This is a genomic window from Streptomyces sp. AM 2-1-1 (genome assembly GCF_029167645.1).
Lineage (GTDB): Bacteria > Actinomycetota > Actinomycetes > Streptomycetales > Streptomycetaceae > Streptomyces.
Genome location: NZ_CP119147.1, coordinates 3,116,484 through 3,129,801, shown reverse-complemented (window position 1 = coordinate 3,129,801; position 13,318 = coordinate 3,116,484). Strand labels below are relative to the sequence as shown.

The 13,318-nt window shown below is 74.1% G+C and carries 9 protein-coding genes; 4 read left to right on the top strand and 5 right to left on the bottom strand.

All coding sequences use genetic code 11. The features are described 5' to 3' along the window. Positions 1 to 71: 71 nt before the first annotated feature. Together PZB77_RS13310 and PZB77_RS13305 are read right to left on the bottom strand one after the other, a co-directional pair. On the bottom strand, positions 72 to 3,377 hold the full coding sequence (locus PZB77_RS13310) for a serine protease (protein WP_275492810.1): 3,306 nt from the start codon (positions 3,375 to 3,377) through the stop codon (positions 72 to 74). Further along, entirely contained in the window at positions 3,374 to 3,733 is a 360-nt protein-coding gene (locus PZB77_RS13305) for a trypco2 family protein (RefSeq protein WP_275492809.1), read from the bottom strand. Before PZB77_RS13305 ends, PZB77_RS13310 begins: the two co-directional genes overlap by 4 nt. Before the next feature lie 476 nt (positions 3,734 to 4,209). Between PZB77_RS13305 and PZB77_RS13300 the strand changes: the two genes are divergently transcribed. Continuing rightward, positions 4,210 to 4,914, top strand: coding sequence for a M23 family metallopeptidase (locus tag PZB77_RS13300; RefSeq protein WP_275492808.1), 705 nt, complete (start codon positions 4,210 to 4,212; stop codon positions 4,912 to 4,914). Between the two features lie 124 nt (positions 4,915 to 5,038). Here the strand turns inward: PZB77_RS13300 and PZB77_RS13295 are convergent, their stop codons facing one another. Then, entirely contained in the window at positions 5,039 to 5,944 is a 906-nt protein-coding gene (locus tag PZB77_RS13295) for an A/G-specific adenine glycosylase (RefSeq protein WP_275492807.1), read from the bottom strand. Between the two features lie 242 nt (positions 5,945 to 6,186). Here PZB77_RS13295 and PZB77_RS13290 point away from each other — a divergent pair, with 242 nt between their 5' ends. Then, entirely contained in the window at positions 6,187 to 7,032 is an 846-nt protein-coding gene (locus PZB77_RS13290) for a hypothetical protein (RefSeq protein WP_275492806.1), read from the top strand. Positions 7,033 to 7,162: 130 nt separating this feature from the next. Here the strand turns inward: PZB77_RS13290 and disA are convergent, their stop codons facing one another. Together disA and radA are read right to left on the bottom strand one after the other, a co-directional pair. Continuing rightward, entirely contained in the window at positions 7,163 to 8,287 is a 1,125-nt protein-coding gene (gene disA / locus PZB77_RS13285) for a DNA integrity scanning diadenylate cyclase DisA (protein WP_275492805.1), read from the bottom strand. Positions 8,288 to 8,367: 80 nt separating this feature from the next. Next, on the bottom strand, positions 8,368 to 9,780 hold the full coding sequence (radA, locus tag PZB77_RS13280; RefSeq protein ID WP_275492804.1) for a DNA repair protein RadA: 1,413 nt from the start codon (positions 9,778 to 9,780) through the stop codon (positions 8,368 to 8,370). A 107-nt stretch (positions 9,781 to 9,887) separates the two neighbouring features. Here radA and PZB77_RS13275 point away from each other — a divergent pair, with 107 nt between their 5' ends. Both PZB77_RS13275 and PZB77_RS13270 read left to right on the top strand, forming a co-directional pair. Beyond that, the gene (locus PZB77_RS13275; protein WP_275492803.1) at positions 9,888 to 10,751 is read left to right on the top strand and encodes a class I SAM-dependent methyltransferase; all 864 of its coding nucleotides are present in this window, start codon (positions 9,888 to 9,890) and stop codon (positions 10,749 to 10,751) included. 293 nt (positions 10,752 to 11,044) lie between these two features. After that, positions 11,045 to 13,201, top strand: coding sequence for a hypothetical protein (locus PZB77_RS13270; protein ID WP_275492802.1), 2,157 nt, complete (start codon positions 11,045 to 11,047; stop codon positions 13,199 to 13,201). Positions 13,202 to 13,318 lie beyond the last annotated feature (117 nt).

Genomic DNA, 13,318 nt, shown 5'->3' with positions numbered 1-13,318 from the left:
GAGTGAGTGAAGGGGCTGCCCCGGACCGGTTTCGGTCCGGGGCAGCTTTTCTTGTGCGGGGAGCAGGGGATTCAGAAGCGGCCCTCGACGGACAGGCGGTCGCCCAGGTGCTCGGCGTTGAAGAGCTGCCCCCTGGCTGTCAGCCAGAACACCTTCACGTTCAGCCCGGGCAGCTCGCGCAGGGGTGCCAGGTCGATCCGGGCCTCCGTGTGGCAGGTCAGCGTGAGGGACCGGAGGGACGGAAACAGGCGGGGGAGCGGCCGCAGGTCGCTACCGGGGCCCGGGCCGACCCCGAAGGAGAGCGTACGTAGGCGCGTGACCGGCTCCGCGTGCCGAGGCCACGTCTCGACACGGGGTTGTGTCACTTCGACCCCCCTCATGCTCGGGGCGGTGCGGAGCGAGTCGACCAGCGAGGTCAGCGAGGCCACCGTGGGCAACCGCAAGGACTGGAGCGAGGACCACCCCCGTAGATCGCCGAGTTCCATCGGACCGCTCCGCAGCAGGGCCAGATGCCGGAGGTGGGGGAGGGGCGGGAGGTCGCTCAGGCGTCCTGTCGGGGAGCGGAGTTCCAGCGTGTCCAGACTCGCCACGTCCCCCAGAGCGGCGAGCCGGTCCCACGGGAGGTGGCTGACATCGAGGTTGACCTCCCGGAGGGCGGGCCATCCCCCGAGCGGGGAGAGATCGGTGACCCCGGGGCACCCGTCGACGGTGAGATGCCTGAGGTTTTCGCTGTTGCGCAGCGTCGTGAGGTCGCGGAGCAGTGGGTTTCCGAGGTGGCCCAGGATTCCGGGAGAGGCCCCGGACAGCCCACGCCGCAGGTCGGCGTCGGCGAACGGGCCGCCGAGGGTGACGGCGACCAGGGGCCCGAGAGGGCCGAGATGAGGCAGTGCCATCAATTCGGCACGGCTGCGGATGGTCAGGAACGCCCCGCTGAGATCTCCCTTGCCCAGCACGTCCTTCGCGAATTCCTCGGTGGGGAAGCTCTTCCAGCTGGGGGCCAGCATGTGGGCCGACCTGGGGGAGGCCGCGACCCAGTCGCGGGCGTACGACAGGGCCTCCGGTCCGCCGACCTCGCCGAGCAACTGGGCGACGGACTCGTTGCCGATGGCGTCGGACCGGATGGCGGAGGGATCCGGCAGGTAGGTCAGCGCATCAGGACCGAGGGACCCGAGCAGCTTCACCATGGAGCTCAGGCGGGGCGGGAAGAGCCCGGCGAGCGCGGTACGCACCCTGCGCCGCGTCCCGTCGTCCAGCAGCGTGGCGTGCTGGGCGCAGAGGGCGGCCAGCACACGGGTCTTCGGGGCGAGCTCGGCATCGAGGGCGAGGACGCCGGGGGCGTACCTCTCCGCCCGGTCCAGCAGGCCGTTGATCAGCTCGCCGATCTCGCGTCGGCCGCAATGGCCGGCCGCCAGTTCGATCACGTCCGCCCACGATTCGTCCTCGGCGGACCGGAGCAGTTCGTTGATCTGATCCGACTCGACGAACTCCGCTGCGGCCAGGTAGTCCTGGAAAGTGCGGTGGGTGAACTGGTAGAGATTTTCGGCGCGCTCCTGGAGAAGGCCGCTGCGATTGAGCAGGTGGGTCAGGATCGCGTCGGCCGTCCCCTGTTTCCGTACCCGCTCCATGCTCGCCAGCGCCCGGTCCAGCTGGCGCAGAGCCTGCTCCCGGGAGAACTCCGTCTGGCCCTCGCGCACCAGCCAGACCGCGATCCGCTGGAGGAGCAGCGCCTGCTCCTCGACTTCCATGGTGATGCCCTCAGGGCCTCCGATACCCCGCCGCTGGTCCCGGTTGCCCAGGAGCATGTCGAGTGAGGACCGGTAGAGCTTCCACCGGGTGTTCGGGAGGAAACCCTCCTGTCGGCGGTGCAGGGCACAGATCACCGCGCACAGCAGGGGCGTACGCGCCAGGTCGCTCAGCGTGCGGTTGGTGCGGAACTGCCTGGTGAGGTCGTGTTCCAGCTCACGCAGGCGCTGATGGTCGGGGTCGTCCAGCCGTGCGGCCCGGTGCCAAGCCGCCACGAACGCCTGTATGTCCTCATTCCGCAGGGGCAGCAGCCGCAGCTCCTCGAAGCCCTCGGCGGCCAGCCAGTCCGGTTCGACGGCGAGCGGGCGGACGGTGGCCACGCAGCGGGTCTCCGGGAAGCGGGCGAGGAGGCCGGAGAGCCAGGTGTACGCCTCCTCCCGCTCCCCGGACGGCACCTCGTCCAGGCCGTCGACCAGAAGGAGGCCGCGGCCCGACTCCAGCACGCGCCCGGCCCAGCCGTCCGGAGCGGTGTCCACCGCCAGCCGGGCGGCCCCCGGGAGGCCTGAGGGGGCGGGCAACGGCTCGTCGCGGGCCCGGAGCGTGCGCAGCGGGACGACGAAGGGGACGAGGCCGTCGAGGGCCGCCAGCCGGGGCGGCAGCGTTCCTGCGGCGGCGTGGGCGGCCAGCCACCACAGCAGGGTGGTCTTCCCGGCTCCCGCGTCGCCCCGGAGCAGCACCCGGGGACGGTCGGTCAGCAACTCGTCGACCCGGCGGGGAGCGGTCCGGGCCGCGGGGAGGCGGACCCCGCCGGTGATCCACCGGCCGCCCGTCTCCGCCTCCAGGCTCAGATACGCGGTGTCCAGGTCCCAGTTGTCGTCGCGGCGCCCCAGCTCGTCCAGCCCGAAGATCCGGGTGCGGCGGTAGGCCGCGCCGAGGGCGTCCGCGTACTCCTCCTCGTACCGGAGGTCGGCCGGGTGGGCGCCGTGGACCCGTTCCGTACGGGGCTCCGACCCGGTGGCCCGCTCGTACGCCTGGCGGAAACCCGCCGACTCCAGCACGGGCCGCAACGAGACGCACTCCACCCGTAGTCCGTCGCGGCGGGGCGGTATCCGGCGGGCGAGGCCGAGGAGGACCGCCCCGGCGAAGACCGGACCACCGGAGAGGCCGCTCAGCAGGGCCTCGTCGTCCTCGTCCGTGGCCGGGGGCGGGCTGTCCAGTACGCAGACCAGGAGATCCCGGAGGAGACCCGCCATGGGCAGCACGGTGGCGGTGTACTGGTCGGCCTCCAGATGACGCTCGGAGCCGTACCGCTGGACCTCCGGGAAGCCGGTGATCTCGCAGCCGGGGAGGGACTGGGCCGAGGCGAGCACACCGAGGCGCACCGGCGGTACGGGCACCAGCGGACCGTCTGCCAGCAGGAGTGCCGCGTCCTGCTGCGCACTGACCCAGAGGATGCGGCCGGTCACGGGTTCCGGCAGGTCCGGGTGGGCGACCGATGCGCTCGCCTCGCCCCCGAGGACGTGCGCGCAGGTCAGCACCAACCGGTCCGTGAGCAGTACCCCGCTGCCCTGGCGGGCGGAGTGGACGACGACGGTGCGGTCCGCGGGGTGTACGGGGCGGGGACGCGCGCTCACGCCCCGCCGCGTCCCCGGCCGAAGTGGGCGGTGCTGCCACCCGGCGCGTCGTTGCCGATCTCCAGCGGGCCGGAGCCGTCGGCCTTGCGGGGGCTGAGGGTGAAGGCGACCTTGTGCGTGGTCCCGGTAGTGCGGGAGGTGTCGGCGCCGGCCTCCACGACCCACGCCCTGACCTTGGCACCGGCCTTGGCCTCCTTGCGGAGTTCGACCGTGAACTCCATCTGGATGTCGCTCACGGCGAAGACCACGGGCCGGCCGGTGGCGCGGGCGGCGGCTTCGATGAGCTGATCGCGGACCGACTCGACGGCGTCAGCCAGTTCGATCCGGTCCAAGGCGTGCGTTTCGTCCGTACTCATGGCAGTCCCCCGGAGCCGCCTGTCCGGCGGCACATAGACGTGGCGTGCCGAAGGTCCCGAAGCGGACATCCGTTGGTCCCACCGGCGGTGACAAGGCGCACAGGCCATTTCGAGCCTACTAGGCAGCTTAGGAGCGGCGCTCGGGTTCACCCGAAGGTCTTTGGTCCCGGGGGCGGCCGGGACCTTCGAACGGCGAAACGATCTGCCGGGATTCCGGGGCCCTGTCGTGTCCCGACCCGCTCGACCTGGGCTTTCCGGGCGGGGGCCGACCGGCTTCCGGGACTCGTCCGGCCCTCACCGAGGGGGCGTCCCGCACTCGATTCCCGGTGTCCGATCTACGGCTTTTCCTCGTAGAAGGGGTACTTGAGCATCGCTCCGGGGCGGGTTACCAATGTGGAGCAAGCCCGGACAAACGACCGGGTTTCCCCCGGACGGGAACGACCGGGGAGCCCCCCATCTTCGGAGGACTTACTCGTATGTCGAAGCGCGTTACGACCCCCACCCGCCCGTCCACCTCCCGTGTCCGCGGCGCCGTCCTGGCCGCCGGTCTGGGAGCGTCGATGGTCCTGGGTGCTGGCGCGGCGTTCGCCTCCGGCACCACGGGCACCGTCGCCCTCACCAGTGCCACCGCCGACTCGGTCGCCCAGCAGGCGTCCGCGCAGAGCAAGGCCGCCGTCCACGCGAAGAAGGTTGCCGCGGACAAGGCCGCCCACGCCAAGAAGGCCGCTGCCGCCAAGAAGGCCGCCGCGAAGAAGAACGCCCGCGCGTGGGAGGTCCCGGTGGGCCACTATACGCTGAGCGCCACCTACGGCACCGGCGGCGACCGCTGGGCCCACAAGCACTCCGGCCAGGACTTCGCCGTGCCGATCGGCACCAAGGTCGAGGCCGCCCACACCGGTACGGTCGTCAAGGCCGGCCCGAACGGTGGCGGCGACGGCCCCGCGTACGGCAACGCCATCGTGATCAAGCACTCCAACGGCAAGTTCACGCAGTACGCGCACCTGTCGAAGATCGACGTGCGGATCGGCCAGGCCGTGAAGACCGGCCAGGAGATCGGCCTCTCCGGCAACACCGGCAACTCCAGCGGCCCGCACCTGCACTTCGAGGTCCGGACCACCGCCAACTACGGCTCGGCGATCAACCCGGTCAACTTCCTGCGGGCCGTCCACGTGTCGGTCTGACCGACCGGGACACCGCCGGGCGTTCTCCCCGGTTGATCCACGAAGCCCCGGGACTCCACGGTCCCGGGGCTTCGCCGTGTCCGGTGCCCGCCGCACCGCCCGGAGGCTCCGGGCGCCGACGGGGTCAGGTCAGCGGCAGGCGGTAGAGCCCGCTGGAGAGCGGTTCCACCAGTCCGTCGGCCACCAGGCCGTCCAGGGCGCGGGCCCGCTGCACCGGCTCGTCCCACACCGCGTCCAGGGCCGCCTGCGGCACCGGCGCGACGGAGTCGCGCAGCACCGCCAGGAGCCGCCCGCGCACCTGCCGGTCCGTACCGGCGTACGTCTGGCCGCGACGGGCCGGCCCCTGGTGCGCGGGCTTCCCGGCGAGCAGCCAGGCGCACTGCGAGGCGATCGGGCAGCGCGAGCAGTCCTCGTTCTTCGCGGTGCACACCAGCGCCCCGAGCTCCATCGTCGCCGCGGCCCAGGCCGCGGCCCGCTCGTCCTCGTCGGGGAGCAGCGCGCGGGCGAGCTTGCGCTCGGCGGCGGTGGTCGCGTTCGGCGGGTACTGGATGCCGGTGGCCGCCCGTGCGAACACCCGGCGGACGTTGGTGTCGAGCACCGCGTGCCGCTGCCCGTACGCGAACGAGGCGACGGCCGCCGCCGTGTACTCACCGATCCCGGGCAGCGCCAGCAGTTGGGCGTGCTCACGGGGCACGTCGCCGCCGTGGCGTTCCGTTATGGCCTGGGCCGCGCCGTGCAGGCGCAGCGCGCGGCGCGGGTAACCGAGCCGGCCCCAGGCGCGGACCGCCTCGCCCGGCGCCTCGGCGGCCAGGTCGGCCGGGCGTGGCCAGCGGGCCAGCCACTGCTCGTACACCGGGAGAACCCGGTTGACCGGGGTCTGCTGGAGCATGAACTCGCTCACCATCACGCCCCAGGCGCCCGCCTCGGGGCGGCGCCAGGGCAGATCGCGGGCGTGCTGCTCGAACCACCCGATGACGGGGGTGTGGAGGAGGGAGACGGGGGGCGTGTGTGTGGAAGTCGTGGCAGTCATCGCACCTACGATCCTGACACGGAAGGCCCGGCGCCGGTCACGGGTGCGGGGGTGTCGCCCCCGCGGGCGGCCTCTGGACGGAGAACGCCACCCGTTCTGTCCTCTCTGCCCCGTTCTCCCCGGACTTCGTCCGCTGTGCGCGTCGCCCAACAGGCGCTCCCGGAATGATGATCCGCAAAAGATCACGATCGGAGCGGCGGGTGGGGCGGGAGTTGGTCACGTTCTCTCGTACAGTTTGCGACGTGGGATCTCTGCGCAAACCGGTCGGTCCGCTCCCCTCCAGCATCTACTGGCGACGGAGGGTGGTAGCGGCGATTCTGGTCGCGCTCCTCGTGGCGCTGCTCGCCTGGCTCTTCCTGCCCGGCGGCGCCGGCCGGAAGAGCCCGTCCGACGCCAAGCCCGGCACCTCCGCGCCCGTGCGGTCCATCACCCCCGGCCCGGCCGAGTCCGGCCCGGCGATCAGCCAACAGCCGGGCGGCCGCCACGAGTCGGGCGGCACCGGCGAAGGCGGCGACGGCTCCGACGGCGGGGCGGGCGGCGCGTCGGGCGACGACGCGAACGGTGACGGCGACACCGGGGCGAGCGCCTCGCCCGGTGCCGGCGCCTCCTCGGACCCGGACGCGGGCTCCGCCGCCTCGGGCGGCGGCCCGGCGGGCCAACAGGTGCCGGCCGGCTCCGCGCTCCCCGACTGCCGTCCCGCCGCGCTCCAGTTGAGCGTGCGGAGCAAGGTGACGTACGGCCCCGAGGAGACCCCGAAGTTCGAGCTGATCGCCAAGAACACCTCGAACGGTGACTGCAAGGCCGATCTCGGGCCCCGGACCGCTGTGCTCACGGTCACCGACGCCAGCGCCGGCGACGACGACCCGGTCTGGTCCTCGAAGGACTGCCCGACCGCTTCGGGCAGCCTCTTCTTCAAGGTCCCGGCGGGGGCGACGGTGATCCGCACGGTCGACTGGAACCGGGCCAAGAGCGCCCCGAACTGCGCGACCCCGCCGGCCGGAAAAGCCGCCCCGGGTACGTACCTCCTGGAAGCGAAGGCCCCGGGCGAGCCGCTCCAGCGCGCCTCCTTCGTCCTCGCCAAGGACTGAGTCCCGCAGGAGCCGGGACGGGTCCCGGTCCGCCGCGGACCCGCGTCCCCGGCGGACCCGCGTCCCCGGCGGACCCGCGTCCCCGGGGTCCGGATCCTCGCTCCGGCCCCGTACGTCCGACCGCGAACGGTCAGACGTACCGCTCCAGGATCGACGACTCGGCCAGCCGGGAGAGGCCCTCCCGGACGCTCCGCGCCCGCGCCTCCCCGACGCCGTCCACGGCCTGGAGATCGTCCACGCTCGCCGCGAGCAGCTTCTGCAGGCCGCCGAAGTGCTCCACCAGCCGCTCCATGATCGCGCCGGGGAGCCTCGGGACCTTCGCCAGCAGCCGGAAACCCCGCGGCGAGACCGCGGAGTCCAGCGTCTCGGGCGAACCGCTGTACCCCAGCGAGCGTGCCACCACGGCGAGTTCGAGCAGCTCGGAGTGGCTCAGGGCGTCCAGCTCGGTCAGCGCCTCCGCGACCGTGCGCGACCGCTTCGGGGTCGGCTCGGGGACGTAGTCGCGGACCACCAGCTCGCGCTCCGGCTCCACCCCCGCGATCAGCTCGTCCAACTGGAGCGACAGCAGACGTCCGTCGGTGCCGAGCTCGACCACGTACTCCGCGATCTCCGTCGCGATCCGGCGCACCATCTCCAGCCGCTGCGCGACCGCCGTCACGTCCCGGACCGTCACCAGGTCCTCGATCTCCAGCGCGGAGAGCGTGCCGGCGACCTCGTCGAGGCGGAGCTTGTACCGCTCCAGCGTGGCGAGGGCCTGGTTGGCGCGGGAGAGGATCGCGGACGACTCCTCCAGGACCCGCCGCTCACCGTCGACGTAGAGCGCGATCAGACGCATCGACTGGGAGACGGAGACCACCGGGAAACCACAGGACTTGGAGACGCGGTCCGCGGTGCGGTGGCGGGTGCCGGTCTCCTCGGTGGGGATCGCGGCGTCCGGGACGAGCTGCACACCCGCCCGGAGGATCTTGGTGATGTCCTTGTCCAGGATGAGCGCCCCGTCGAGCTTGCAGAGCTCGCGCAGACGCGTCGCGGCGAACTCGACGTTCATCACGAAGCCACCGGTGCACATCGACTCGACGGTCTTGTCCATGCCGAGCACGATCAGCCCGCCGGTGTTCCCCCGCAGGATGCGTTCCAGTCCGTCGCGCAGGGCCGTTCCGGGCGCGACCGCGCTCAGCGAAGCGCGCATGAGCGCTTCGTTACCGGTGCCTTGGCCGGACTTTCCGGGCGATGATGCCCGGTCGTTGGCTGCCACTGCACTCCTCCGGTCACAGGTTTGCGGTGCCCTTGCGGCGCTCGTGCCGCGCGTGCGAGCGGGCGAGACCAGGGCAAAGTCTACCGGCGCGCGCCGTCCTCCCGTGGTGCCTCCGAACGAGACCGGCGCGGCAGCACCCTGAGAGCATCGCCCATGTCGGCGACTTCCGTGACCTTCATACCGGCCGGGACCTTCCCCGGATCGCGCGGAACCAAGGCGTGCGTGAACCCCAGACGGTGCGCTTCGGCCAGTCTGCGCTGCACGCCGGTGACCCGCCGCACCTCCCCGGCGAGACCCACCTCACCGATGGCGACCAGGTTCTTCGGGAGCGGGGTGTCGCTCGCCGCACTCGCCAGCGCGAGCGCGATGGCCAGGTCCGCGGCGGGCTCGGTGAGCTTCACCCCGCCGACCGTCGCGCTGTAGATGTCCCGCTTGCCCAGCGCGCTGATCCGGCCCCGCTGCTCCAGCACCGCCAGCATCATGGAGACCCGCGAGGTCTCCAGACCGGAGGTGGTACGGCGGGGCGACGGGATCTGCGAGTCGACCGTGAGCGCCTGCACCTCGGCGACCAGCGGCCGCTTGCCCTCCAGGGTGACGGTCAGACAGGTGCCGGGCACCGGCTCGTCGCGCCGGGTCAGGAAGAGGCCGGACGGATCGGCGAGACCGGTGATCCCCTCGTCGTGCAGCTCGAAGCAGCCGACCTCGTCGGTCGCGCCGTAACGGTTCTTGACGCCGCGGACCAGCCGCAGCCGGGCGTGCCGGTCGCCCTCGAAGGAGAGCACCACGTCGACGAGGTGCTCCAGCAGCCGGGGCCCGGCGATGGCGCCGTCCTTGGTGACGTGGCCCACCAGCAGCGTCGCCATCCCGCGGTCCTTGGAGGCGCGGATGAGCGCGCCGGCGACCTCACGGACCTGCGCCATGCCGCCCGGCGCGCCGTCGATCTCCGGGGACGCGACCGTCTGCACCGAGTCCAGCACCAGCAGGGAGGGCTTGACCGCGTCGAGGTGGCCGAGGACGGCCGAGAGGTCGGTCTCGGCCGCGAGGTAGAGGTGGTCGTTGATCGCCTTGATCCGGTCGGCGCGCATCCGGACCTGGCTCGCGGACTCCTCCGCCGTGACGTAGAGGGTGCGGTGTTCCGCGTTCGCGGCCTTCGCGGCCACGTCGAGCAGCAGGGTCGACTTCCCGACCCCCGGCTCCCCGGCCAGCAGCACCACGGCGCCCGGGACGAGCCCGCCGCCGAGGACCCGGTCCAGCTCACCGACACCGGTCGAGCGTGCGGTCGCCTGCCGGCTGTCCACCTGACCGATGGGCACGGCCGCGGTGGAGACGCGGCCGGCCGCGGTGGTGCGCACGGCGGGCGCGCCGCCGAACTCCTCGACGGTGCCCCACGCCTGGCACTCGGGGCAGCGGCCGAGCCACTTGGCGGTCGTCCACCCGCACTCGGTGCAACGGTAGGACGGCCGGTCCTTCGCGGTCTTCGTACGGGCAGCCATGACGCCACCGTATAACCCGCCTACGACAATGGGGTTTTCGGAGGGCTTCGGAGGACCGCGGCCGCACCATGGGAGGGGACCGCATGACCCGCACGGAAGGGGACCGCATGACCAGCAGCACCACACCGTTCGACGAGGCCGAGCGCCTGAAGTGGGCCGGCCTGGCCGACGTCTACGCCGCGACCTTCGCCCGGCTCTGCGCCCGCACCGTGCCCGACCTGCTGGACGCGGCGGGCGTGGACGGGGGCACCCGGGTCCTGGACGTGGGGACCGGCACCGGGGCCGTGGCCGTCGCCGCGTGCGACCGGGGCGCCGTGGTCACGGCCGTCGACGCGGAACCGGACATGGTCGAGAGCGCCGCGAAGGCCGCGCCGGCGGCGGACGTACGCGTCGCCCTGCTGCCCGAACTTCCTTTCGCGGACGGTGAGTTCGACGCGGTCGCCGCGAACTTCGTGCTCAACCACGTCGGACGCCCTCGGAAGGCGCTCGCCGAACTGCGCCGGGTGACCCGCCCCGGCGGCCGGATAGCGGTCACCATCTGGGGGGCCGACGCCGGCACCGGGCAGCGGCTGCTCGGCCGGGCGGTCGCCGCCGCCGGAGCGCTCCGACCGCCGGAGGTGCCCCCGCTCGCCCCGGAGGAGGCGTTCGAGCAGACCCCGGAGGGCCTCGCCGCCCTGCTGGCGGCAGCGGGGCTGGTGGACGTCTCCTGCACGGCCCTGGCGTGGGACCACCGGGCGACGGCCGAGGAGTGGTGGAGCGGGGCCGCCGCCGGCGTGGCGAGCATCGGCCGCATCGTGACCGCCCAGACGCCCGAGACGGTGGCGGAGATCAAACGCCACTACGACCGGCTCAGCGCGGAGTTCGCGAGCCCCGGCGGTGACGGCGTCGACGGTGGCGGGAACGGGGCGAGCGGCGCGGGAGTGCTGGCTCTGCCGCACCGGGCGTTGCTGGCGTCCGGCCGGGTGGTGTAGGCCGGGTGGCGTAGTTCCGGTGGCGTGGAGCGGCTGGTGCGGGGCTGCGCGGAGCGGTGGGCCCGGGTGCTCCTGAGTGCGTTGCGTACGGGAGCCCGGGCGCCTCGCGGAGAGGGAGCCCGGGCACGTGGCGGGGAGGGAGGCCGTGCGCCCCACCGGGGGGAAACCCGGGGGCGCACGGGAGCGCCTTGGCTGCGGGGGCCGTCCGGAAGCGCGGGGGCGCACAACGGCGCGCGTGGCGGAATGGGGTTTCCTGTCGCGTTTCGAGCGTTACGTTCACCCATAAGGGTTAAATGTCCGGAAGGGACGCCGAGGGCGCGCCCTCCTCTGCCTACGGTCGCAAGGTGACGAGCAGCAGGCTGGAGCCCACCGCGCACACCACCGGCGCACACCGATCGCACCGTCGCGCCCCCCACCTCCCGGCGCAGCGACCGCCCGCACGTTACGAGCCGTACCTCGACGGCCTCTTCACCTACTGCCTCTCCGTGCTCTGCGACCACGAGGCCGCCACGGACGCGCTCGGCGCCGTCCTCGCCGTCGCGGAACGCCAGGACGGCCGCTGCCCGACGGGCCAGGAGGAACGTAAATCCTGGCTGTACGCGCTGGCCAGATGGATGTGCCTGCGGGTGCTCGCCGAGCGCAAGCGCGGCCCGCAGAACCACCGCAGGACGCCCCGGGACGCCGGCCGCCAGGCGCCCGGCGAGCGGGCCGCCGCCCTCCCCGGCACTCCCGCGCCGGCGGCCCCGGCGGCCCCGCCGGTGAGGGCCGGGACCGGGACACCTGCCGAAGACGCCGCCACCGCTCCGGCCGGGGCCGCCGCTCCGGGTGACCGGGGCGATGCAGGTGTGAAAGGGGCGCAAGGACGCGTGGCGGAGACCGACCGCACTTCTCGGGCCACCCCCGAGGAAGCCGCCGTCCCGCCGGTAGCGGAGTCCCCCGCCGCGGAGGCCCGCCGCCGCGAACTCGCCCAGCTGGCCTGGCCGGAGGCGGCCGGCACCACGCCCGAGCAGCGGGAGGCCCTCGAACTCTCCGTACGGCACGGCCTCACCCCCCGCGCCGTTGCCTCCGTACTCGGACTGGAACCCGCCACCGCGCGCGAACTCCTCGCGGCCGCCGCCTGCGAGCTGGAGCGGACCCGGGCGGCGCTCGCCGTCGCGGAGGACGGCACCTGTTCGGCCGCCGCCCGTCTCACCAGGAACCGCCAGGCGCTGCTCTCCGCACCGCTGCGCCGCGAGATCGTCCGTCACGTCGACGACTGCCCGCGCTGCCGGCGCGCCGCCGAGCGGGCGGGCGCCGCCGGACCGTGGCCCGGGGTGGCCGTCCCCCCGGCCGCGGGGCTGCCCGTCGTCCAGGCGCCCCGTCCGTCCGTGCGCGTGGCGATGGTGCACGCGCAGCGCTCCCGCACCGGTTCTCCGCGCTTCGACCGGTCCGGGTACCCGCTCGATCCGAAGGACCACGCCGCCCGACGGGACCGGCTGCGCGCCCGGGTGATGACGACCACGGTGGTCGCGACGGTGGTCGCCGCCCCGGTCATCGCCCTGTGGGCGGCCGCCTACCGGGGTGCCCCCTCCACGGGGGACACCCACGAGGGCGCCTCCGCCGCCGCGACCGGGCGGGACGAGGCGGGCGCCGCGGCCGGAGCCTTCCCGGGCCCGTACGACGGAGCGGACGGCGCCGACGGGTACGGCGACGAGGAGGACGGCCGGCACGGCGGAGGCGGACCGGACGCGCACCGGGGCGACCCCGGCGCCGACGGCGGGGACGGTTCGCCGGACGGGGCGGCGGTCGCGGACGTCACCGCCGCGGTGATCCGCGCCGGAGGCGGCGCCCACGGGCCCGGCACGCTGACCGTCGCCGCGCGGACCTCCGGGGGTGTCACCGCGCTCCGGCTGACGGCCTCCGCGGCCGGCCCCGTCGTCTGGACGGCCCGCACCGACGCGCGCTGGCTCCGGCTCAGCCGGTCCTCGGGCCTGCTCGCGGCGGGGCAGAGCGTCACCGTGCACGTCCTGGTGGACCGTGCCCGGGAGCCGCGCCACGCCTGGCGGGCCCGGATCGTGCTGGCGCCCGGCGCCTCGGACGTACGGATCGCAGGGCGCGGCGGGCGGACCCCGGCGTTCACCGGCTTCCCGGCCGGCGGGCCCGTCCGTGCCGTGATGTCCTCCGAACCGCCCGGCCCCACCGCTCCGGACGCACCCGGCACGTCCGCCGCTCCCACGCCGGCCCTCGCGGGCCCACCCGCCCCGGCCCCGACCGCACCGACTCCGGGCCCGTCGGGTTCCGCCGGACCGCCGAGCACGTCACCGGCGCCGACCGGGCCGGCGGAGACCGGGCCGGCGGATCCGTCCCCGCCGGCCGGTCCGAGTGCCCCGGAGCCGTCGCACCCCTCGCCCCCGCCACCGGGCCCGTCCGCCCCGCCCGCGGACACCGGTGTCCGCGGCCCGACGGGGTGAAGCGATCCGGACGCGGCGGCCCGAGCGGCCCCGCCCCCGGCGGGCGGCAGCGTCACGGTTCCCGGCTGCCCCGCCGTGGCCGCGGCCCAAGCGTCCCGCGCTCCGCCGCCCCCGCCT